Genomic DNA, 22,692 nt, shown 5'->3' on the forward strand with positions numbered 1-22,692 from the left:
TTAACATACAACCCCATATTTTACATAAACTTATACAAATACATCGCCACATTTAAGCTCACTTTTTAGCCTCAATAAAAATTCTGATATTAGTTTTTTTTATCTGAAAAAAGAATTTTTCTAGTTTGATGAAAAACCAAAACCTCTTTAATATACACCCTGTACTGAGCGAGCAGCTGAAGTTTCAGCAAAGCACAGTTACTTGCAATAGGATTCTGATTTTTCGTATTGCTTAGATGATGCATTTTGTGGATAAAACCCAAAGTAACTCATCTTGTTCCCTGGATTACTTCCTTCAACTTGTTGTTTTGCCCGCATTATTTGCGGGCTTTTTTTTGCCTGAAATTTGGTGCACGCCCCTTATTACTCTCCTCGTTTTCTTTAACACTCGATTATTTTGCGGTTTTTATTTAGCACTTGGTTTAAAGGACGAGGCAATCTACAAATAGTTTAAGCAACGTATAACACACAGGTAAATTACTTCAGCGGTAATGAATCTTGCTTGAATTGAGCTGATACAAAATTATGGATTTATGCAAACGTGATTTGCAAAACTCTAATGTAGAAATGAAATAGCCGAGTGAATACTCGGCTATGAAGAACAAAGGTGTTTGTTACCCAGCTTGGATTATTCTGGCTTGCTTAGCTCAAAATGCATATAGGCTTTATCAGAGACAATACGTCCTCTTGGCGTGCGTTGAATAAAGCCTTGTTGGATCAAAAATGGTTCTATCACATCTTCGATGGTTTCTTTTTCTTCTCCAATCGCCGCAGCAAGGTTATCAAGACCAACCGGGCCACCGGTAAACTTTTCTATGATTGCCAGCAGATATTTGCGATCCATATAATCGAAGCCACATTTATCAACATCGACCATATCCAGCGCCAAGTGTGCAATCTCTTCAGTGATAGAGCCATCGCCCTTCACTTCAGCAAAGTCTCTTACCCTGCGTAGTAAACGATTTGCTATTCGTGGTGTACCGCGCGCTCGACGCGCCACTTCAGTTGCACCCGACTCGCTGATCTCTAGATTTAAATGATGCGCTGAGCGCGTTACAATCGAAGACAAATCCGCAACCGAGTAAAACTCCAAGCGCTGCACAATACCAAAACGATCTCTTAATGGTGAGGTTAATGAGCCGGCACGTGTCGTTGCGCCAACCAAAGTAAAAGGCGGTAAATCCAGTTTAATCGAGCGTGCTGCAGGGCCTTCACCAATCATGATGTCCAATTGGTAGTCTTCCATAGCGGGATAGAGAATTTCTTCCACCTGAGGACTTAAACGATGGATCTCATCAATAAATAACACATCCCCTTCTTCAAGGTTAGTGAGCAATGCGGCCAAGTCTCCCGCTTTTTCAAGCACAGGTCCCGAGGTGGTTTTTATATTAACCTCAAGCTCGTTTGCGACAATGTTCGCAAGCGTGGTTTTACCTAAACCCGGCGGACCAAATATCAGCAAGTGATCTAAGGCTTCCTGTCTTGAACGTGCCGCCGCTATAAAAATTTCCATTTGCTTTTTGACATGCGGCTGACCGGTATAATCATTTAGTAATTTAGGTCTAATCGCCCTATCTACTAAATCTTCATTACCTTGGATCTCAGGTTCAATTAATCTATCTGCTTCAATCATAGTTACATCATCGATTTAAGAGCGTCTTTAATGATACTCTCGGTCGTCATGCCTTCTCTGTTTACGGCTTTTACCGCTTTTTGTGCTTGAACTTGTTTATACCCTAATGCCATTAAGGCTGCAATCGCTTCATCTGCTGGGGTATCACTTACCGTCGGATGCTCTTGCGGCGCAAGTACAGCGGCATCGCTAAACGGTGTGAGTAAGTCATTGCCAAAGTCTTTTAGCTTATCTTTCATTTCAAGCACTAGGCGCTCAGCGGTCTTTTTACCAACTCCTGGGATCTTAACCAAAGTCGTTGCATCGCCATGATTCACGCAGCTAACAAATTGCTCTGCCGACATGCCCGACAAAATTGCAAGTCCGAGCTTTGGACCGACTCCGTTTGCTTTAATTAACGTGCGAAACAATGCACGTGCTATCTTGGTATTAAAACCAAACAGTAACTGCGCATCTTCACGCACCACAAAGTGAGTAAATACGGAAACCGGCTCGCCCACGCTCGGTAATTCATAAAAACAGGTCATTGGCATTTGTACCTCATAACCTATACCTGCAACATCAATTAATATCTCTGGTGGCTGCTTTTCTAACAGTGTTCCGCTTAATTTTCCTATCATCGTTATCTCAACCTTCCTCTTACGGTTTTACGCGCTGCGCCTGCCATTTTTATTAAGTTTTGCCTTGAGTGCGCGTGACAAATCGCCACCGCCAACGCATCTGCTGCATCAGCTTGGGGTGTGCCTGGCAATTTTAATATGCGCTTTACCATTTCCTGTACTTGGGCTTTGTCTGCACCACCGGTACCCGCAACGGCTTGTTTAACTTGCCTTGCCGAATATTCACTCACAACCACTGACTGCATGGTCGCTGCAACAATGGCCGCACCTCGCGCTTGACCAAGTTTTAAGGCTGAGCTTGGATTATGCGCAACGAACACTTGCTCAATCGCAAAGTCGCTCGGCGAAAACTGCTCTATGAGCTGTGTGATCCCTTGATAGATCATTTTTAATCGAGTGGGAAAGTCATGTTCACCAACTTTAATGCAACCGCTCCCCAAATATTGGAACTTTGCACCTTGGTGAGCAATCACACCATAGCCTGTAAATCTTGACCCCGGATCAATTCCTAAAATGACAGCCAAACGCATCGTCTCTTGGTTTTTTGGTTATAATGCCAAAATACTGTATAGATTACCAGTTATAAGCTAGTTCATCTGATCAAAAAAGGCGACCTAAGTCGCCTCTTTTACATCAGGTTGACGAACTTACTCGCCTTCACCTTGCTCTGTTAACTGCTTTTCTATTGAGATAGCAAGCTCTTTTAGCGCATCTGGGTTTGCAGGGCTTGGCGCATCAGTCATCAAGCACGACGCTTGCGTCGTTTTCGGGAACGCAATAACGTCACGGATGTTGTCAGTGCCACACAGTAGCATCACCAAACGGTCAAGACCGAATGCCAAACCTGCGTGCGGAGGCGTGCCATACTTCAGAGCATCAAGTAAGAAACCAAACTTCTCTTGCTGCTCAGACTCTTCAATGCCTAGGATCCTGAACGCAGCCTGTTGCATTTCGTTGTTGTGAATACGAACCGAACCGCCACCGACTTCGTAGCCGTTAAGTACCATATCGTATGCATCAGAAAGTGTACCTGCTGGATTTGCTTCAAGGTCCGCAGCACTTACGCCTTTAGGCGCGGTAAACGGGTGGTGTACCGCGTGTAGGTTACCTTCGTCGTCTTCTTCGAACATCGGGAAGTCAACAACCCAAAGTGGTGCCCACTTAGTTAGATCTGTGATTTCTAAATCAAGACCAATCTTCAGACGTAGCGCGCCCATCGCTTCGTTTACAGTATTACGCTTGTCTGCGCCGAATAGAATAATGTCACCTGTGTTTGCGCCTGTGCGCTCAAGCAGTGCATTGATCACTTCTTCATTCAAGAACTTAGCGATTGGTGACTGTACGCCTTCGCTACCCGCATCACGGTCGTTCACTTTCATCCAAGCAAGGCCTTTCGCACCGTAAATACCTACAAACTTAGTATATTCATCGATTTGCTTACGTGAAAGTTGTGCGCCACCTGGTACTGATAGTACTGCAACACGACCTTTTTCGTCATTCGCTGGGCCACTTAGTACTTTAAATTCAACGTCTTTTACGATGTCTGCAACGTCGATAAGCTCAAGCGGGTTACGTAGGTCTGGTTTATCCGAACCATATTTGCTCATCGCTTCGCTGTATGGCATCACAGGGAACTCACCCAAATCAACGTCTAGGAAAGACTGCCACATTTCACGGATCATTTTTTCTGTCACGCCACGAACTTGGTCTGAGCTCATAAATGACGTTTCGATATCGATCTGAGTGAACTCTGGCTGGCGATCGGCACGTAAGTCTTCATCACGGAAACACTTTACGATTTGATAGTAGCGGTCAAAACCAGACATCATTAGTAGCTGCTTAAATAGCTGCGGCGACTGCGGTAGCGCATAGAAACTGCCTTTGTGGACACGACTTGGTACTAGATAGTCGCGTGCACCTTCAGGTGTCGCTTTCGTTAGTACTGGCGTTTCAATGTCTAAGAATGCATTTTCATCCAAGAAACGACGCACGAAGCTACTCGCTTTAGCACGCATTTTAATGCGATCGCTCATTTCTAGACGACGTAGGTCTAAATAACGGTACTTAAGACGACGCTCTTCAGAGTTTTGCTGATTGAAGTCAAGCGGTAATGGTTCTGAACGGTTGATAATGGTTAAGCCAGTGCCTAAGATCTCAACTTCACCGGTTGCCATGTCTTTGTTTACTTGGCTTTCAGGACGCGCACGGACAACACCTTTGATCTGAACACAGAACTCTTGGCGCAACGTATTCGCTTTATCCATTAAGCCTTCCACTTCAGGATCGAATACCACTTGCACAAGCCCTTCTCTATCTCTTAAATCGACAAAGATTAGGCCGCCAAGGTCACGACGTTTATTGATCCAACCACATAGTTCAACTTCCTGATCTACATGGCTCTTATTTAGTTTTCCGCAGTATATAGAGCGCATAAAATTCCTGTCAGTCCAGTTTGCTCTTACGACTAATCACTTCTCACCACACAATATGAATTCACAGTATTGGTAAGCCAGTCGCTAAGACTCATTTTCAATAACCGCCAATTATATAAAAATACGCTGCATTGTCATCCTCAATCTAAGGATCTGATACACTATTCACACATTTAATCGTTGTTTTGATCACTATGTTGTATCTGGGTTGCCCACAATGGAGTAGCGCACACTGGAAAGGTCGAGTATTTTCCAGCCATTGTAGTGCCACAAATATGCTCAAAGAGTATGGCCAAATTTTTAATAGCGTTGAAGGCAATACGACTTTTTATGCCGATCCAAATCCGCAGACCGTATTAAAATGGCTAGAACAAGTGCCCGATGACTTTCGCTTTACGTTTAAAATTCCTAAGCGTTTTAGTCATGAAATGGCACTTAGCCACTGCCAAGATGAATTATTGGCTTGGTGTAAAAACATGGCGCCGCTGTTTCCTAAATTAGGCGTGTTAATGCTGCAATTACCTGCGCAGTTTGCGCCTGAACATATAAATAAAATGCGACAATTTTTATCTTGGTTGCCCAAAGCGCTAACTGTTGGTGTTGAAGTACGGCATTGGGACTTTTACCGCAAAGGCGATGCTGAGCGCAGATACAACCAATATTTAATCGAAAATAACTACAACCGCATCGTGATGGATACTCGCGCACTCTTCAGCGAGCCTGCCAGTACTCCTGCGATAGTAGATGCACAGCAAAAGAAGCCGCGATTACCTGTGCATGCAATTGCCACTGGAGACAGCCCTATTCTGCGATTTGTTGGTTGCTCTCAGCTTGAGTCTAATAGAGACTTTTATCAGCCTTGGTTAACTAAACTCAATCAATGGCTCAGCGAAGGTAAATCACCTTATGTGTTTTTCCATACCGCAGACAATTTTGATGCGCCATTTTTAGCGAGACAATTTATTGCAGATTTAGAGATACATCATCAAGTAAGCAATCCATTCCCCGCTGAAAAAGAAGCAAAGCAAGAGGCGCTGTTTTAATGTCCCATCCCTATTTTTTAAACTACTCAGAGCAAATCCAGACTCAAGTCACTCAATTAATAGAGAGCAAACGACTCAGTGCTTTTTTCAAAAGCCGCTATCCTGAACCGCATCAAATCAAAAGCGATAAGCTACTTTACGAATATGTGGAAGGATTAAGACAGCAGTACTTAAAAAATACCCCACGGGTATCGCAGGCCAAGTTTGAAAAGCGCAACAATATGGTATTGAATGCGTTAGGAACCCATACGTTCAAAACCACACGACACGGGCAAAAACAAAAAACGTCGCACCAAATACACATTGCAGCACAGTTAAAACACGCACCCGAGGCAGTGCTACGAGCATTGGTTGTACACGAGCTAGCGCACTTTAAAGAGAAAGACCATAACAAGGCGTTTTACAAGCTTTGTCAGCATATGGAACCCCACTATCATCAACTTGAGCTAGAGTTACGGCTATTTATGCTGATGTGTGAAACAGAAGGCAACACCAATTACACTTAACTTAAGGGTAATTGGTGTTTTGAGAAATTAGCGTTTACAGCTTGGTGCAAAACCACCCGTACGCGCTTTGTTAGCGGTTGCTTGGGCAGTTGTCATGTTTGCTTGTAATTGCTTAATTCGATTTTCAGGCGCAGGGTGCGTCGACATAAATTCTGGTGGACGCTGTTCGCTCATTTTCGCCATATTTTGCCAAAGCGCAACCGAGCCTTCAGGATTAAAGCCTGCCTTGGCCATTAGATCTAGGCCGATAACGTCCGCTTCGCTTTCATGAGAGCGGCTAAATGGCAGCGCGACACCATACTGCGCGCCAAGACCTAATCCCTGCATAATGGCATTGCGATATTCGATATTATTCATTTCAAGCACCGCCGCCCCTGCTTGCAGGCCAAACTGTAACACACTGTTTTGCGATACACGCTCATTAGCGTGTTCAGCAATAACATGTCCTACTTCATGGCCCATCACCGCAGCAAGTTGATCTTGGTTTTCTGCAACTTTGAGAATCCCCGTATGAACCCCGATTTTGCCGCCGGGTAGTGCAAATGCATTAGCAGAGTCATCTTCAAATACCACAACTTCCCATTGCTGGTTTGCGTAGTTTGCTGGGAGTTGTGCTATTAAGGCATTTGCAATACACTTAACGTAGCGATTGGTTTTAGCATCAGTATCAACTTTTTGCTCTTGCTTCATTTGTTCAAAGCTTGCAACACCCATTTGGTCCATTTGCTGCTCGGAATAGAGTGCTAACTGAGTGCGTCCGGTAGGCGATGTTTTGCAGCCAGCAAGCGTTGCTGCCACAGCTATCGCGAGAACCAGTTTTTTCATAACTTGTTCCTTTTCTTATTTTATAACTTAAGTTTCTCTAAGTTTACCGCAATTTCGTCACTTAACGAGACTAACTTAGTACAATATAAAAAATTTTTCATGAACTTCTGCTGATCAGAACGCCGTCTTTTCGTTGCTCCACTCTAGTGCACCGAGTTCCATTTCCATATAAAGCGTCTCTGATTGGTGTATTTATTCTGCTTAACATTAACAAGGTAACAATACCAACATATGAAGTCATCAACACTCCCAGCAATACTCTTGCCATTACTGGCTAGTATTGTCGCGATAACGCCTTTGGCTATCGACTTGTATCTCCCCGCGATGCTTGCGATTGCAGACAGCTTGAATAGCCCGCTTGAGCAAGTACAGGTTTCTCTTAGTAGCTATTTAGCAGGTTATGCTGTCGGCATGATGGTGTTTGGTCCCCTTGCTGATAGATTCTCAAGACAGACGTTAGCTATTTGGGGCTTGGTCGGCTTTACCGCATCGTCAATTGGGCTTGCGCTAACGAATGACATCGATATGTTTTGCTTCTTACGTGTTGTTCAAGCATTTTGTGGTGCCGCAGCGACTGTCGTTGTACCAGGCGTGATCCGCTATTATTACAAAGAACACACAGCCAAAGGGATGTCTTATGTTTCGATGATCATGATGATCGCGCCACTTATTGCTCCCTCTCTTGGTGCGTTGATCTTGTTGTACTTTGATTGGCACGCCATTTTTTGGTTTTTAGCGGTTTATGCAATACTCGTTATCATCGCATTACAGTTTTTCTGTATTGCAATCCCAACCAAAGCCGATGTACCGCTTAGCTTATCGTTCTTCTTAAAAAACTATCGCATTGTGTTAACACAAAAAAAGGCCCGCTACGATATTCTTTCTTCGATGCTGGCATCATTCGCATTCTTTTGCTTTTTAACCTCAGTTTCGTTTATCTATCTTGAATATTATGGTGTGTCGGAGCAGCTTTTTGGAGTGTTATTCGCCATGAATGTGATTGCATTGATGCTCGGTAACTTTGCCAACACGCGTTTAGTGCCAAGGCTTGGTTCTAGGAAAATGCTCAATATCGGTCTTACTATTGGTATCGTCTTCGCGACACTACTGGTCATACTCAGCAGCCAATCAGTCTCGGTTTGGGTGCTAGCTTCTGCCATTGCACCTTTGATGATGAGTTTGGGGATCATTGCCAGCAACGCTGATGCGCTGATATTACTGGGCTTTGAGCATCAAACCGGTACTGCGACCGCAGTGATAGGCACGCTACGATTTGGTAGCGGCGCTTTGGTCGGCCCCTTACTTGCACTCGCGGTTCCTGAGTCACCTTTGCCGTTCTCAAGCTTTATGTTCGCTGCCATTGTGTTGACTATCGTCTGCCAATTGTTAAATAGGCGTTTTGAGAAAAGTCTCAACGCCACAGAAATCAAAGAGTAAATCACAAAAAGCCCCGACTTGCGGGGCTTTTCTCTAAAATCGTTATTATATCAGGTTAATTTAGCTCTTTATCTTTCCAGAACTTAGTGCCTTTTACTGTTGCTTGCAGTGCCAAACCACTTTCAGTAAAGGTGTACACAGTAACATCACCATAATAGGCTTCGCCTTCTACCGACGCACCTTTTTTAGCGGCTTTCGCTGCAGCATCTGCATTTCCGCCAAACGTCCAGCCTGAGGTCACAAACTTATTCATTGCTTCAGGAGTATGGAATACCATCACAATACGATAATCTTTTACACCGAGACCAAGGCCTACACCACCTTCAGCCATATTCATATAAGTGTTACTTCCTGCCGTATTATCGTGTACGACACCGTAACCTGTTCCAGCTGCAACAAATAGCAGATTAATATTGGCATTAGAAAAAACAGCATAGCCCGGCGCTGCCGCAATTTGCGAACGCGTATCTGGCTTTTTGCTGTAAAGCTGAGTAAGTACATCGTTTTTCATATCTAGGATGGCACGTTGCTTTTCAACCTTGTCACCATCCCCCATTGAAGCACATGCACTAAGCATGACGGCCAAAAAGCCAGCCATTATATGTTTAACGTTTACCATAGGTTTTTCCTTTCCTGCATTAATTAAAATAACACGACCTATCATAGACGCTTAGTTTGAATGCTGGATTAATCTAGTCGCTAAGGTGTGTTTCGAGCCTTGCCAAACCAGCGGCAAAGTTACGCTTACCCGTTCCTAAACGGAAGTGGCACTCGCTCTCCAATAGAAACAACTTTGCAGGTAACAATAGCGTGTTCGAGGTCTCTGCAAATTGACGTGACCACTTTTCAGAATCCCGTACTGAATTAATCTTCAGCAATGACAACACACCGCCATGCGGCTCAACCCAAGTTACTTTTTGCGAGTATAAACTGGCAAATTCACGCATCAATTGGACGTTGTTTGCAATGATTTTTGCATTATGCGCTAAGATAGTTTCACTATGCAGTAATGCAGTCGTCGCCAATAAATCATCCACTTTACTGCCACAAATGCTTAAGTAGCTTTTACCGGCCAACAGCGCATCAGCTAGTGCTTTCGAACCGCAAATTGCCCACCCTACTCGGATGCCAGGCAAGCCCATACTTTTAGATAATACGCCTAACGTAATCGACCGCGGATAAGCCGAAAAACGCCCACCTGCGGCGCGGTCATCGCCATGGCTCTGTGCTGATACTTCATCACTTAATATGTAAGCACCACACTGCTCTGCCAGTTGTTGTATTTGTCCAACTTCATTGTCAGTCAAGCCTGCGCCCGTTGGATTATGAGGAGCATTGACGATAATGAGTTTGGTTTTTGTCGTCACTGCGTTTTTGAGTCTTTCTATATCAACCTGCCAGTTGTCCTCTTCTCGCAATGCCACCGTGTTGACGATAGCGCCAAACTGTTTGGGAAGTGTTGCAAGCGATGGGTAACTTGGTGTGCAGACCACCACCTCATCTTGTGGGTCTAGTAATTGCGCCATCGTAGTGAAAATAGCTTCTTGAGCACCGCTAAATGACACGATTTGATTAAGATCCACACATGCCGTCGTCGGCAGATGATAAGCTTTAATCGCCGCTTTTAGCCCTTCACTGCCCGCAATCGGATTGTAACCCAGTTCAATGTCTGGCATTTTACCGCCACCAAGCTCAATAAGTTCGCCAAGCGTGACGCCTTGAGCGCAGGAATCACTCAAGTTGATGTCGATGGGAGTAGCCAAGCTTTGACTAAACTTAATGTGATCGGGTAATACTAATTCCATTCTCTAACCTAAAAAGTCATGCCAGCACTTTGGCTGGCATGTGTATCAACGACTATTTAAGACGCCATAGCGTAAGTTGGCATCGCTCTAGTTCAACTTTACGTGCGTTTTTGCTTATGGCGGACATTACTTCATCTTCAGCCAACAGTTCAAAATCTCGTCCCAGTAAAATTTCTAAACCATCACGGCCCGTGACGTTCTCACCACTGACCTTATAACCGCCCAACCAGTTTTGTGCTTGGGTTAGCGCTTTATCCCACTGATAGGCTGAGCTTATCGCAAGGATCCCGCCTGCATTCAAGCGCGATTTAATTTGGTTTAAAAAGGTTTTTGGTGAATATAAGTATTCCACAACACGATGACACAAGATTAAGTCATACTCGGCGAATTGTGGTTTAAGGTTATGCCCATCCCCTTGGCAGAAATGGATACGCTCACTGAGTTCATTAAAACCTAATTGCGAAGTAGACACTTCGTGGAAGTCCACAATTTCACCTTCAATCTCGGTAGCAAAGCGTACCGGCGTGCCTTCTTTTAAGGCCAACGCGTGTTGAATATTGCGCGCAGTAAAATCAATGCCATCTACTTGAGTAAAGTGTTTCGCTAATTCAAAACTTGCACGACCGACCGAGCAACCCAAATCCAGCGCTTTATCTGTATTACCTTGATAATGCACCATTAGCTGTGAAACAACACTTTGCAATGGATTGCCAAAATGCATAACTGGCTTTCCGTAGTGGCTATGTAGCGCATTGGCAACGTCCGCATCCATTTCACACAGGTTGACCTTTTGCACTGGCACTTGTGATTCTTCACTTTCGATGTATCTGAATCCTGCATGTTGGAAGAAGTGGCGTCTAAAGGCATAACGTGAATCTCGCACGGCTTCGTTGCCTGTAGAAATCCAGGAGCCACCTTTGATCAAATTGTGTTTACCGTCAAAAGTAGGGGTTGAGAAATCATCGTATAAAGGGTGCACTTTAAAGCCGCTGTATGCGTCGATCGGACTTTCCGTCCATTGCCAAACATTGCCGATGATGTCGAATAAACCTTCAGTTTCAAAACGGTTAACCGGACAGCTTGAAGCACATACCTCAAGGTTGATGTTTCCCGGTGCTTCACTCCATGTCGGCAGATCAACATCAAGCTTATCGCGTAGTACTTGCCACTCTGCTTCTGTTGGTAAGCGTACAAAGTGCTCACTTTGCTCAGACTTCCAGTTACAAAAAGCCTTCGCTTCAAGGTAATTAACCTCAACCGGCCAATTGAGTGGTAATGGAATTTCCTCGGCTAAATTTCGTTGCCAAAAGCCTGTGTCTTTCTTTATCCAAAAGCGCGGCATGGTTGATTTAGTTGAAGCCAACCAAGCTTGACCTTCAGCCGTCCAAAACTCAGGCTGATTGTAGCCACCAGCTTCGACAAAGGTTAAAAACTCTTGGTTTGAAACCACATATTTACTGGCCTTGAATGGTGCCACTTTGACGTCTTGTACACCATATTCGTTATCCCAACCGTAGGTTTGATTTGATTCAGGTTTACCGAGGCGAACATCACAACCGCTTACTGAGATTAGGTTGTTGTCAGGTGCATCACCGTACTCATCACACGCTTCCCAACCGGGTTGTAAAGTCAAGTCAGCCAGCGGCAACATCCGCATTATCACAGAAGAGGTTTCTAGGTGGATACGTTCGTGTTCAATACCCATCAAAACAACCCACACAAGGCTATCTTGCGTAATTGGTAGAGTAATATCCATCTCATCGATTAACCCGTTAATAAGTGCATTCACTTGTTGGCGATAAGCACGCACTTCTGGCACTGTTGGCCAATCGTAATTATTGCCATCAAGGTCATCCCAAGACATTTCGTCTACGCCAACTGCACAGGTAGATTCAATGTGTGGATTAACGCGTTGAGTGATATATTTCCCTAACATCAACTTATTAACGTAAAAACAAGCGGTATGACCGAAATAGAAAATGAGCGGATGCCGTAACCGCTCAGCCTTCACAAAATAGGCGTCGTCATTGTTGATATTGCTAAATAATGATTCGTACTGCTGCCAGCTATTGTTGAAGTATGCTTTGATCTCAGCGCGCTTTTTCTCCACGTCGCCACCTGAAAGCCAGATTGGCTTTAATGTATTTGGTCTTTCCATACAATTATCTTCTTTAAACTTGCTACTTCGATACATACACCATTTCAATGCATGCAGCTTTTAAACTTTGCTCACGTTGCCACTTAATGCCAATGGCATCTTGCTGTATACGTTTGATAATCTAGCTTAGACCACTGATATCAACTTTTTATGACCTTAACTTATTCACATTTAATTTTCACTGCCGACAAGACTATTTTCGGAAAAAACTTCACTTGGTACATCTGGCATATGTGATAAAAATAAAAAGAGCGCAACTTAGGTCACGCTCTTTTGGCAGCCGGGCTGCATCACAATGAAATTTACGCGACCACGGGCTCTAAAGACTCAGCTGAGCTGGACTCCAATGTCAAAAACACCAGCACCATGATATTGGCGATGAACCACAAGTCTTTAATCACAAATTGTCCTAAACCACCAAGCAAACTCATGTCGCTGAACGCACCGGCTGCGGTAAACAAAAAGCTTTGTGTCATAACAAACACCGCAAGACACCCAAGGCTTGCAACGCCAATCAAGACTCGCTGATTAAACCAAATGCCAATGCCGAGCAAGCCTGCCATCAAAACGTCATAGACGCCTATAACATTTGAGGCTTCTTGCACGGAAAACAAGTCATACATCCAAGACATAAACGGTGAAGTTTCCACTAGCGGCACGATTGCCTTTGCTTCGAGTTCGAGAAATTTCATTCCGCCAATCCAGACTAAAACCAATGCCACCGGGAAATAGTTCGCCCACACTAGCGTTCGCGTGTTGATATGATGACGACAGTATAGAAATAGTGCGATGGGTACTAACGCAAAATACTTGATGATCCCTTGCCCAGAACCAATAACGGGAAAGCCGCCATGAGCTGCTATCCAGCGGTTTTCGGCAAACAACGTCAACAAAGTAAATAAACTAATGATGGCGATTAAGGCAAGCGGCCACGCCGCAGGAATAATCTTACATTGCTGTAAAATGACTAGACCCGCGGCAACCATTAACGCAAAGCCAAATACAATGCCAAGTGTGGCAACAGGCACCCACTCTGTTAACCCGTAAAAGCTAAAGGTACCGGAAATGGTACTTGGCCCAGCGCCAAACAAAAATGAAATGCCAAGCAGTAATAAGCTCACTGCTAACACGCCTGAAATAGAATAATCGATAGTTCTAAACGACATATCTAACCTCTTAATATGCTATTGTCTATAAGACCCGAGGTTTTAGAAAGTTCATTCAGCGTTTGTGAAGTTTATACCCATTGCAAGGTATACTAAGTAGTTAGGTCCACAACCCAGTTCAATGCCAGTGCGTCGCAAAGTCAATGAGTCGCGTTAATATTGGGCTTTGAAATTTATCTTTACGCGTCACCAACCAAAACTGCCTCGGTGCGGCTTTTAAACCTGAAAGCGCCTTAATTCGTTGCTGTGCTATGGCATGTTCAGCGGAGTATTTTGAGATACACGCTAAACCGAGCCCTGCCGCCACACCATTTATAATCGCCTCGGTGGAATTTAACTCAAACGCGGTTCGCCACGACGTAAGCTGCGCTGCAATATTCGCTAAGAAAAATTCTCGACTGCCGGAGCCTTGTTCCCGCAACAACCAACGAGATTGACTTTGTATCAGCGTTTGAAAGTCAGTTACCGCAAAGTCCATTGCACTCACGATACACATTTCATCTTCAAACCAAGGCATGATGTCTAAACCTTCGCCTATCACTCGGCCTTCAACAAAACCAATGTCTAATTCGTAGTCACGAAGCATAGCGCACACTTTCGCCGTATTGGTGATAAACAACTGCTGCTGCGTATGCCCTGTTTGCTGCTGAAAAGCCGCTAGCATGGGAGGCAGCAAATGATTGCCTAAGGTATCGCTGGCACCAATTTTAATTTCGCCATATAGCCTCTCGCTTTCTTTAAATAGGGACTCTAAGAAGCGACATCTATCTAGCACTTGATGCGCATGCGGTAGTAATAACTCTCCGGCTGGATTTATCATTAATCGATTATTTACACGATCGAATAATGGTTGTTCGAGGTGACGCTCTAACTCCGCCAGAGCCATGCTAACAGCAGCCTTAGTTAAACATAGCTTATCCGCTGCAGCCGTGATCGAACGCTCTTGCACGATTACCGTAAATACATTGAGTTGCTTAAGGGTTACCATTGACGTTAAGAATTACTGAACACTAATTTAAATATATTCAGATATTCTTAATTAAAGCGCAAGCGTATTATTCCCTCATCGAACAATTATTGTGAAATTACGCATGGCTACTCTTCATTCTTACAGTAAAAAACTCACCGCCAATATCCCCACCCCTATGTCTGGTCTTGCTCTTGGGCTGGCTAGTTTAGGCTGGTGTATCAGTAACCTCTTTCCCGCATTTTTTGTGTTAAAACCTTTAAGTGCACTGCTGGCTGGCTTTATTTTATTGCTGTTAGTGCTTAAGTTTATTCATCAACCCGCTCAATTAAGAGCAGATCTCGCGCATCCAGTGGTTGGGAGTGTCTTACCAACCAGCGCCATGACAATCATGGTTATTTCTCATAGCATCGCGGCCTATTCTCACCTTATTGCAACTGTGGTTTGGCTACTCGCCATTGCAGTTCATCTGGGTTTGCTAGCCAGCTTTGTGTATTTTCGCAGCCGCAATTTTGAGCTTAACCAGCTTGTGCCAAGTTGGTTTATTCCCCCAGTGGGGTTTGTCGTTGCCGATGTCACCTTTAACGGCATGTCAGCGTTGCAACCATTGGCGATGGGGCTCTGGTACTTGGGAGTGATATTTTACTTACTGCTGCTACCGTTCATGATTTACCGTTTATGTAGAGGCAGTGCCATACCACAGCAAACCCAACCAACAATTGCAGTCATGGCAGCGCCTGCGAGTCTATGTTTAGCAGGATATTTAAGTGTCCATCCAATGCCAGCGGCTGGCGTGGTGTTTGCCCTACTGAGCGTCGCTATTATTATGACCCTAGCGATATACCTTGCTTTTATTCAGCTGCTACGGCTGCCATTTAGTCCTGCCTTTGCGGCATATACCTTTCCATTAGTCATCGGCGTCACCGCCATTAGTAAAGTCGTCACTTGGCTAAGCAGCGAACACTTAAGCCCAGGCTGGTTAAGTGTGTTGCAATACCTAGTTTGGCTTGAACTTGTCGTTGCGATCGCAGTAATTAGCCACGTTTGTATTCACTATGCGCGATTCTTACTAAAAATAAGCACTGCCAATTCAGAGAGTTAAAGCTAATATTGCAATAACCTAAACACACACCATTTACTTAGCATGCTAACTAATCTAGAATACTTAGCATGCTAAGTAAATATATCTTAAGTTATGTCGTCACTTCCATTTCATGAAACGCTCGATCTTAGTCTCTGTGGCAAGTTAGGCCGAGTCCATAGAATTTGCCGTCAAGCCGTAACCCAAGCTGTGGAGCCACTCGGTTTTACCCAGCCACGCTGGACCGCCATGATGCATATTCATCATTTGGGTGAAGGTTGCACACAACACCAATTGGCGTGCAGTTTAGATATCGAAATGCCGAGCCTGACTCGCACGATGAAACAGTTAGAAGAAAATAACGTGATAGAGCGCCGCATTGATAAGCAAGACAAACGCTGTCGTAAAATCTACTTTACCGAACACGGGCAAGCCCAGTTAGCGCAGCTAAAGATGCGGATCAGTGAAGTGAAGGCACTTTTATATCATGGGCTTAGCGATGACGAGCTCAATGCTATTGCACGTGCTTTGGTCAAACTTGAGAACAATGCTCAGCAATGTTGTGACAATATTTCTGAAAATGGGAGTACCAGTGAGTAAACTTAGTCCAGATCAGCAATTTTCCCGCTACGTAAAGGTTTCAATCGCCCTTTTTGCCCTCTGCTTTAGCTATTTTATCTTTGCTGATCTCTATATACCAATGACGCCTCAGGCACGTGTGTATCATCAAGTAACCAAAGTGACGCCTAAAGTCAGTGGTGAAGTGCTTGCCGTGAATGTCAGCAATAATCAAAGAGTTCAGCAAGGCCAACTACTACTTACTATCGATGAAGCGCCGTATCGTTTAGCATTAGCTAAGGCTGAGCTCGCTTTGGCAGAAGTTAATCAACAGAACAAACAATTAGACGCCCAGATAGTTGCCCAACAAGCACAAATAGAGGCTGCTGTAGCCAAGTATGATGAGCAACAGCGACTTTATAAACGCAGCCAATCTTTGCTGTCACAACACGCAATTTCAACGCAGGAATCAGATCAAATTCAAGCAAATTTTGCGACGGCTAAGTCACAGCTCAGTGCACTCAAAGCTAATCTACATGCGCTTGAAGTAAAGCGTGGTGCAACCGACGAACAGAATATTGCACTAATGCAAGCACGAAATGCCGTAGAGCAGGCTAAATTGCAACTCAGCTACACCGAAGTCCGCGCGCCCCATGATGGCATCATTAGTAACTTACAGATCACCACGGGAACCTATGCTCGCACGGGTGTGAGTTTAACCAGTTTGGTTTCGGACAATGTTGACTTAGCTGCGGATTTCAGAGAAAAGTCGCTTTACCACGTCAAACTTGGCGAACAAGCGCTAGTGAGCTTTGATGCGTTACCGGGCAAAGTCTATCCTGCCGTGATCCATGAATTTTCTGCTGGCGTCAGTGATGGACAACTCAATGCCGACGGCCAATTAGCTGCTGTTGAGACCTCCAATCGCTGGGTGCGAGATGCGCAGCGTCAACGCGTTCATTTAGCATTTGATGAGCCATTACCTATACTAGCAAGTGGTGCCAGAGCGACAGTTCAAGTCCTGCCTGAAAGCACTTTGCTTGCAACCCTTGCACAAGCGCAAATCAAATTCGTCAGTCTACTTCACTACGTTTATTGATATGAAAGTTGCACTGAACGCCAATGACCTAAGACAGATGCTGCGTATTGCAACTGGGAGTACGCTAGGCTTTGCACTAAGCAAACTGCTCAACTGGCCGTACGGTATCTTTTTTACCGTATATCCCATGCTGCTACTTGGGTTAGTACCAATGTTAAACGCACACATAGTGCGCCAGTTTATCTTAAGTGGGTTGCTCTGTGCCTTTTCGGTATTGGTGCTACAAGGGCTATTTGGCTTCCACCCTGCGTTAATGTCCTTACTCACCTTTGCCTTATTTGCCTTTTTGTTTTTGCAAATGAGCAAAGGCGTTAATTTCTTATTTGGTGCAATGAGTGTGGTGGGACTATCAATCCAACTTCATTTTGCCAGTTATGCTTCAACCAGTGGTGGCTTATATTCACTCATAGCCAGTAACTCTCTGGCTATTATCATTAGTATCGCAACCGCATATGTAATGCATTGGTTATTTCCGGACGTTATTGTGCGTCAATTACCGCCACGGCCAGCAAAAGATGCTGCAAGTATTCGCCATGAAGTCTTACTGTGCGCCACCGTAGCCACACTCTCATTTATGATATTCCAAATCCTAGATTTACAAGATTCCGTTTCCGCCCAAGCGGCATCAATATTAATCCTCTTTCCACTGAGTTGGAAAGCGGCGGGCACAGCGGGCTGGCAACGTGCAGTTGGCACGCTGATAGGTTGTAACTTGGCGTTAGCAGCGCAAATCCTACTGCAAACCTATAGCCAAATTTTACTTTTTCCAATTTTGATTTTATGGATCTTAGTCTTCATTTTTAGTCGCTACCACTTGTTAAGTGGTGGTGCTCCTGGGATTGGCTTTGGTATTATTACCACTTTTGGGATCTTGTTTGGTCAGTCTCTCGCACCAAATCAAGATTTGATCTACAGCGCACTGTATCGCTTCAGTTCGGTGAGCGTTGCAATTACGGTAAGTCTCTGTGCAATCTACCTTATTCATCGCCTACTTAACCACTTTAGTGCAACGCGCCACCATACCTACACCTGAATAAAAGGAATCCACTTGAAGCTTGGAAAACGCTTACAGACTTTGCATGATGTTGTTACTGAAGACTATCAACATATTTGGGACTGCTGCTGCGATCATGGCCAGCTTGGCGCACAGTTTTTAGATTCGAGCCAAGCGCACATACACTTTGTTGATGTAGTCCCAGCGCTTATCGCGAAAGTAAAATTGGATCTCACACGCTTCTTTCCAGAAGCCGAAACGCGCTATAGCCTTTACACCCAAGACGTTGCGAAGCTCCCTCTTGCACAATACTCAGGCAGGCAATTAGTGATCATCGCAGGTGTTGGCGGCGACTTAACCGCAGAACTGATGACAAGTCTTTGCTGCAATTTGCGTGACGAGGTCGATTTCTTGCTTTGCCCAGTTCATCATCATTATACCCTGAGGCAAACCTTGCAATCTTTGCCACTTAAGCTGACCCATGAATCACTGGTTGAGGAAAATCGACGTATTTACGAAGTGCTCTATCTTACTTCAGGTAAGACCGGCGCTGCCATAACCCCGTTGGGCGAAGCGATTTGGCAACAAGGAACGCTTTCCAAACGCTATTTAGAGAAAACGTTGGATCATTATGCACGAGTTGCCAAAGGCAAACCCGAAGCGCAAGCCATTTTATCGGCTTATCAACACCTTACACTATAAAACACAGCGCACTCAGCCAAACTAACTGAGTGCCATAACTTAATCGCTGATAGAGCCCACTATTACGTTTTTGTTTGTAAGCGTTGGCAAGCTGATAGCTAAAACCGACACAAACAAGTACACAAACGGTAGAAAACCAAGCAAATAGCGAGTTTAACGGGCTTACAAACCAGACCAATAAAGGGGCGATGAGTAAGCTTAATAGCATTACCATGCCCGCGAAAGAATGAATAGTACACGCTCGACTTGGCGAGGTTGTGTATGGATCGGGATCCATAGGAAAGAAACCTGCAACAGCGGTTGCTAGACCATGACAAACAATCAAACCGCCAATAACACCTAACGCCCAGTTCCCTTCGGGTACCAAGATGATATAAAAACCAAAACAACAAAATAGCAAGGCTAAGGGGTAATTATTAACTGCGGGAGACAATCGTTCTGTTGGGCTACCACTGGCACCTAACTCACTACAAAATTGATTTTTGTGACTATAATTTGGATAACGCTTGGCAACGCCATACACCCCTACCAGCATCCATATACTTGCTAGTATGCCAAAATAACTCACCAACTCTTGCAACATCACGCCTATCCTTAATGCGCTAAATTTATGTCTACACACTTTATACTAATTTAGGAACATACGAAACCAAGCAGCTGCATTCAATTTAGTGTATTTTCCAGCGCTCCAAAATAGCTTGTTGTTGACCACTTTGACTTAATTCCGCTAGTGCGTGCTGCAGGCGGTTCGCAAGCTCATTGGGAAACTCTGCATTCACCGCCAGAGCCAACTCACTTGGGAAATGCTCAAGAAGTAACTTATGCTCAATTGCTTTTGGGTCCAGCTTAAGGGCGTTTAGTTCTTTCTCGAGTGTTAGTGTGTTGGTTAGTACAAAATCAATCCGGCCCTTAAACAATAAATTCCAAAGACTTTGGTAGTTTGACACTAATACCAACTCATAACCTTCAGAAAAGCCAGCTTGTTTGAGAAAGGTTTCACTATAGTAACCGCGTATGGTTCCAGTACGATAGCGCTTTGCAGCGTCAAGATCGTTTATTGGCGTTTGAGATTGTTTCAGGCCAATAAGTGATGCGGACGTATGGCACATTGTCCCCAAAAAGCGGAAATAGACTTCTCGAGTTGGTGTTTTTAGCCAAGATAACAGCACCACATTAGGTTTAGTTTCTAATTCGTGTAACACACGTGCCATCGGCATTATTTCAATTTTAGCAGCAACATTTGCTTTATCTGCTACCGCTTGAGCAAGCTCAACTAGGCCACCATCCACTTCTCCTTGGCCATTAATAAAATGATAGGGAGGCAAGTCTTCCGCTACAAAATGCACTGTTTCTTGCGGCGAAGCAATTATTTTGGTTGATGCAAGTAGCGCTACAAGGAATAAAATTTTCCTAATCATTTTATCTCAATAAATTAAATAATCATTCGGTCAGTGTGCCCGTATTTGCATTGCAATTCAATCAGCAGCAATGGCTAGATTGCTTCAGAAAGTATTTCATTTGATAATCCAGTACATCATGTAGTAATGGTTTTACCTCGCCATGGGTACAGTTAGCTACTTATGACCCGCGTTTACCGCTGCCAGACCTTGCCAATCTTCTAAATCTTGTTCTGGCTTTTCAGCACGAAATTGTTGATACAAGGCAATACCTTGCTCATCTTCTAAAATATCGACTTGTACGCCCTTACTTTCAAGTAACGGCTCATTGCCTGAAGCATTAGTGATATCCCCTACCACGACTCGCTGAAAACCACGCATGTAGAGTAATGTTGCGCATACGTCACAAGGACTTAGGCTGGTATACAAAGTGGTTTTACTAAAATCAATCCGTCCCGCATCTCGAATTGCCGAGGTTTCACCATGGTTATATGGGTGGCTCTCTTGCACTAACGTATTATGTCCTTTACCTACAATTTGATTGGTCTCGTTATCAACAATAACCGCACCAATTGGGCAACCTCCCTCTTCATAACCCTTTTTTGCCAGCAAAACAGCAATGCGCATAAAGTCTTGATCGCAAAGCTTACGCGTAAAGTCGCTATCGAGTAATACGCCAAGACTCTTGGTTGGCATATGTGCAATGGCATTGAGCGCTTCGCTATTTACTTGGGTTTCTGCGTTGAGTAATACAGTCATTTTTTTATTCCTTGTTGTATTATCTGAACCGAGCTTAACACTATAATTTGGCGCAATTATGAAGTACCCAATCACATAGCTTATCTAACCAAGGTTTTGCCACATCAAGCGGCCAACCACAATTGATCCGCAGATGATCTTGATACAACTCACGACTTGTAAATAAGCTGCCTTGGCGAATTTCAACACCAAGTTCAGCGAGCCGTAAAGCGAGTGCATCACAGTCAATATTAGGCAGTTTCAGCCATAATGCCATCCCGCCCTGAGGGGAAGATATTTTACAGCCCTTTGGTAAACGCGATTTCAAATAGCTTTGGTAAGCGAAGCAGTGTGCCGCTAAGGTGCGATTAAGCGTCCGTAAATGGCGCTGGTAATGTCCTGTCTCAATAAATCGTGATACCGCCATTTGTAAACATTGATTTGGCATGCCGTGAAATGCCTGCATGAGCGCGGCCACTTGGCTTTGATAACGCCCAGCTTCACACCATCCAACTTGCAAGCCCGGCGCTAACGTCTTAGACACTGAGCTACACCAAATTACATATCCGGCTTTATCCCACGCCTTTATCGGTAAAGGCATTGTGTGATTATGGCTCAGCTCCCCAAAGACGTCGTCTTCGATAATCGCCACTTGATACCGCACAGCAAAATCCGCAAGCCACGCTTTTTGTTGCACAGATAGACTGTGCCCCGTTGGATTTTGATGGTTTGCCGTAAGCAAACACGCAGATACCCTTTGCGTTGTCACTACCTGTTCCAAGGCTTCTAGGTCGAGTCCTTCGGGCGTCGTTGGGATCTCAATCACCTTGAGCTGTAGCGTTGCAAGCAGTTGCAATAAACCTTGATAACAAGGTGATGGCACTACCACACAATCCCCCGCTTTTGTAACAGCCTGCAGTCCCGCCATCACGGCTTGAATACAGCCGCCAGTCACCACGAGATTATCAGGATTCAGCGCCAACCCCTTTTGTTTAAAGTGCTTGGTTAGATTCTCTCTAAGCGACCTCAGTCCCATCGCATTGGGATAATGAAAATGGTGATACTGAGGAGAGTCGAACGCTTGCTTTATAAACTTAGTCAGGCGATTTATGGGCATCAACTCGGGTGCTACTTGCACCGTCGATAACATCGTATTGAGCCCTACGACAGAGGGTCTTAACGCACTTTTGGGAAATTTTACTTCACTCGTAAACGTGGCAAAGTCAATGTCACTATTTTTCGCTTTCGGTTTACAAATATAAAAGCCAGACTTCTCTTGAGAAGCTAAAAAGCCATTATCCTGTAATTCCTCATAGGTTCTAATCGCGGTACTCATGCTCACGCCATGCTGCTTGGCAAAGATCCTAAGTGAAGTCATTTTTTCACCGCATTGACGCTCACCAGCGTTTATCTCTGCAATCACCTGCTCACTTAATGTAATAAACTTCTTCGCCATCTGTACCCCTAATAACCAAGAATTCTGTATCTGTACTGCATTTTTACCGAAGTTACACTGTAATTCCAGTATTCG

Annotated in this window: 22 protein-coding genes; 8 read left to right on the forward strand and 14 right to left on the reverse strand. The window is 44.4% G+C overall.

What is annotated here, in order from left to right:
* Window positions 1-628 precede the first annotated feature (628 nt).
* From ruvB to aspS, 4 genes are all read right to left on the reverse strand, one after another.
* Window positions 629-1,633 carry a Holliday junction branch migration DNA helicase RuvB gene (ruvB, locus tag GSF13_RS17065; RefSeq protein WP_010605126.1) on the reverse strand — a complete coding sequence of 335 codons (1,005 nt, stop codon included), beginning with the start codon at window positions 1,631-1,633 and terminating at the stop codon, window positions 629-631.
* Between the two features lie 2 nt (window positions 1,634-1,635).
* On the reverse strand, window positions 1,636-2,253 hold the full coding sequence (gene ruvA, locus GSF13_RS17070; RefSeq protein WP_010605127.1) for a Holliday junction branch migration protein RuvA: 618 nt from the start codon (window positions 2,251-2,253) through the stop codon (window positions 1,636-1,638).
* A 2-nt stretch (window positions 2,254-2,255) separates the two neighbouring features.
* Window positions 2,256-2,777, reverse strand: coding sequence for a crossover junction endodeoxyribonuclease RuvC (gene ruvC, locus GSF13_RS17075; protein ID WP_010605128.1), 522 nt, complete (start codon window positions 2,775-2,777; stop codon window positions 2,256-2,258).
* Window positions 2,778-2,900: 123 nt separating this feature from the next.
* Window positions 2,901-4,685, reverse strand: coding sequence for an aspartate--tRNA ligase (gene aspS / locus GSF13_RS17080; RefSeq protein ID WP_174170097.1), 1,785 nt, complete (start codon window positions 4,683-4,685; stop codon window positions 2,901-2,903).
* Between the two features lie 275 nt (window positions 4,686-4,960).
* On the opposite strand from aspS, the gene GSF13_RS17085 reads away from it, so the two are divergent.
* Window positions 4,961-5,728 carry a DUF72 domain-containing protein gene (locus tag GSF13_RS17085; RefSeq protein WP_045989769.1) on the forward strand — a complete coding sequence of 256 codons (768 nt, stop codon included), beginning with the start codon at window positions 4,961-4,963 and terminating at the stop codon, window positions 5,726-5,728.
* Window positions 5,728-6,234 (forward strand): YgjP-like metallopeptidase domain-containing protein, encoded by a 507-nt coding sequence (locus GSF13_RS17090; protein WP_174170096.1) that lies wholly within the window; start codon window positions 5,728-5,730, stop codon window positions 6,232-6,234. The genes GSF13_RS17085 and GSF13_RS17090 overlap by 1 nt, the downstream gene beginning before the upstream one ends.
* Before the next feature lie 27 nt (window positions 6,235-6,261).
* Here the strand turns inward: GSF13_RS17090 and GSF13_RS17095 are convergent, their stop codons facing one another.
* On the reverse strand, window positions 6,262-7,059 hold the full coding sequence (locus GSF13_RS17095) for a M48 family metallopeptidase (protein WP_010377574.1): 798 nt from the start codon (window positions 7,057-7,059) through the stop codon (window positions 6,262-6,264).
* A gap of 231 nt (window positions 7,060-7,290) precedes the next feature.
* On the opposite strand from GSF13_RS17095, the gene GSF13_RS17100 reads away from it, so the two are divergent.
* Window positions 7,291-8,496 (forward strand): Bcr/CflA family multidrug efflux MFS transporter, encoded by a 1,206-nt coding sequence (locus GSF13_RS17100; RefSeq protein ID WP_206470999.1) that lies wholly within the window; start codon window positions 7,291-7,293, stop codon window positions 8,494-8,496.
* Window positions 8,497-8,551: 55 nt separating this feature from the next.
* Here the strand turns inward: GSF13_RS17100 and GSF13_RS17105 are convergent, their stop codons facing one another.
* The 5 genes from GSF13_RS17105 to GSF13_RS17125 form a co-directional block, all read right to left on the reverse strand.
* Window positions 8,552-9,115 (reverse strand): YSC84-related protein, encoded by a 564-nt coding sequence (locus GSF13_RS17105; protein ID WP_211866470.1) that lies wholly within the window; start codon window positions 9,113-9,115, stop codon window positions 8,552-8,554.
* Window positions 9,116-9,188: 73 nt separating this feature from the next.
* The gene (locus tag GSF13_RS17110) at window positions 9,189-10,301 is read right to left on the reverse strand and encodes an aminotransferase class I/II-fold pyridoxal phosphate-dependent enzyme (RefSeq protein ID WP_211866472.1); all 1,113 of its coding nucleotides are present in this window, start codon (window positions 10,299-10,301) and stop codon (window positions 9,189-9,191) included.
* Between the two features lie 52 nt (window positions 10,302-10,353).
* A complete protein-coding gene (ovoA, locus tag GSF13_RS17115; RefSeq protein WP_211866474.1) occupies window positions 10,354-12,459 on the reverse strand; it encodes a 5-histidylcysteine sulfoxide synthase in 2,106 nt (701 codons plus the stop codon).
* 302 nt (window positions 12,460-12,761) lie between these two features.
* Window positions 12,762-13,625: a DUF417 family protein gene (locus GSF13_RS17120; protein WP_174170091.1), complete on the reverse strand. Its 864-nt coding sequence runs from the start codon at window positions 13,623-13,625 to the stop codon at window positions 12,762-12,764.
* Between the two features lie 118 nt (window positions 13,626-13,743).
* Window positions 13,744-14,613, reverse strand: coding sequence for a LysR substrate-binding domain-containing protein (locus GSF13_RS17125; protein WP_010605138.1), 870 nt, complete (start codon window positions 14,611-14,613; stop codon window positions 13,744-13,746).
* A 103-nt stretch (window positions 14,614-14,716) separates the two neighbouring features.
* Here GSF13_RS17125 and GSF13_RS17130 point away from each other — a divergent pair, with 103 nt between their 5' ends.
* The 5 genes from GSF13_RS17130 to GSF13_RS17150 all read left to right on the forward strand — a co-directional run bounded on the left by GSF13_RS17130 (window position 14,717) and on the right by GSF13_RS17150 (window position 19,026).
* Window positions 14,717-15,694 carry a TDT family transporter gene (locus tag GSF13_RS17130; protein WP_174170089.1) on the forward strand — a complete coding sequence of 326 codons (978 nt, stop codon included), beginning with the start codon at window positions 14,717-14,719 and terminating at the stop codon, window positions 15,692-15,694.
* A gap of 93 nt (window positions 15,695-15,787) precedes the next feature.
* Window positions 15,788-16,273 (forward strand): MarR family transcriptional regulator, encoded by a 486-nt coding sequence (locus GSF13_RS17135; protein ID WP_010605140.1) that lies wholly within the window; start codon window positions 15,788-15,790, stop codon window positions 16,271-16,273.
* Window positions 16,266-17,330: an HlyD family secretion protein gene (locus GSF13_RS17140; protein WP_211866476.1), complete on the forward strand. Its 1,065-nt coding sequence runs from the start codon at window positions 16,266-16,268 to the stop codon at window positions 17,328-17,330. Before GSF13_RS17135 ends, GSF13_RS17140 begins: the two co-directional genes overlap by 8 nt.
* A 1-nt stretch (window position 17,331) precedes the next feature.
* Entirely contained in the window at window positions 17,332-18,363 is a 1,032-nt protein-coding gene (locus GSF13_RS17145) for a DUF2955 domain-containing protein (RefSeq protein ID WP_211866478.1), read from the forward strand.
* A 15-nt stretch (window positions 18,364-18,378) separates the two neighbouring features.
* Entirely contained in the window at window positions 18,379-19,026 is a 648-nt protein-coding gene (locus tag GSF13_RS17150; RefSeq protein WP_174170086.1) for a tRNA (adenine(22)-N(1))-methyltransferase TrmK, read from the forward strand.
* Here the strand turns inward: GSF13_RS17150 and GSF13_RS17155 are convergent.
* From GSF13_RS17155 to GSF13_RS17170, 4 genes are all read right to left on the reverse strand, one after another.
* The gene (locus GSF13_RS17155; protein WP_174170085.1) at window positions 19,016-19,609 is read right to left on the reverse strand and encodes a DUF998 domain-containing protein; all 594 of its coding nucleotides are present in this window, start codon (window positions 19,607-19,609) and stop codon (window positions 19,016-19,018) included. The genes GSF13_RS17150 and GSF13_RS17155 overlap by 11 nt on opposite strands.
* Before the next feature lie 85 nt (window positions 19,610-19,694).
* A complete protein-coding gene (locus GSF13_RS17160; protein WP_211866480.1) occupies window positions 19,695-20,444 on the reverse strand; it encodes a transporter substrate-binding domain-containing protein in 750 nt (249 codons plus the stop codon).
* Between the two features lie 156 nt (window positions 20,445-20,600).
* Window positions 20,601-21,182, reverse strand: a complete 582-nt coding sequence (locus tag GSF13_RS17165; RefSeq protein WP_174170083.1) for a nucleoside deaminase — start codon at window positions 21,180-21,182, stop codon at window positions 20,601-20,603.
* A 40-nt stretch (window positions 21,183-21,222) separates the two neighbouring features.
* On the reverse strand, window positions 21,223-22,617 hold the full coding sequence (locus tag GSF13_RS17170) for a PLP-dependent aminotransferase family protein (protein WP_211866482.1): 1,395 nt from the start codon (window positions 22,615-22,617) through the stop codon (window positions 21,223-21,225).
* Window positions 22,618-22,692 lie beyond the last annotated feature (75 nt).

Origin of the sequence: Pseudoalteromonas sp. M8 (assembly GCF_018141365.1) — a bacterium.
In the GTDB taxonomy this organism is placed as follows: Bacteria; Pseudomonadota; Gammaproteobacteria; order Enterobacterales; family Alteromonadaceae; genus Pseudoalteromonas.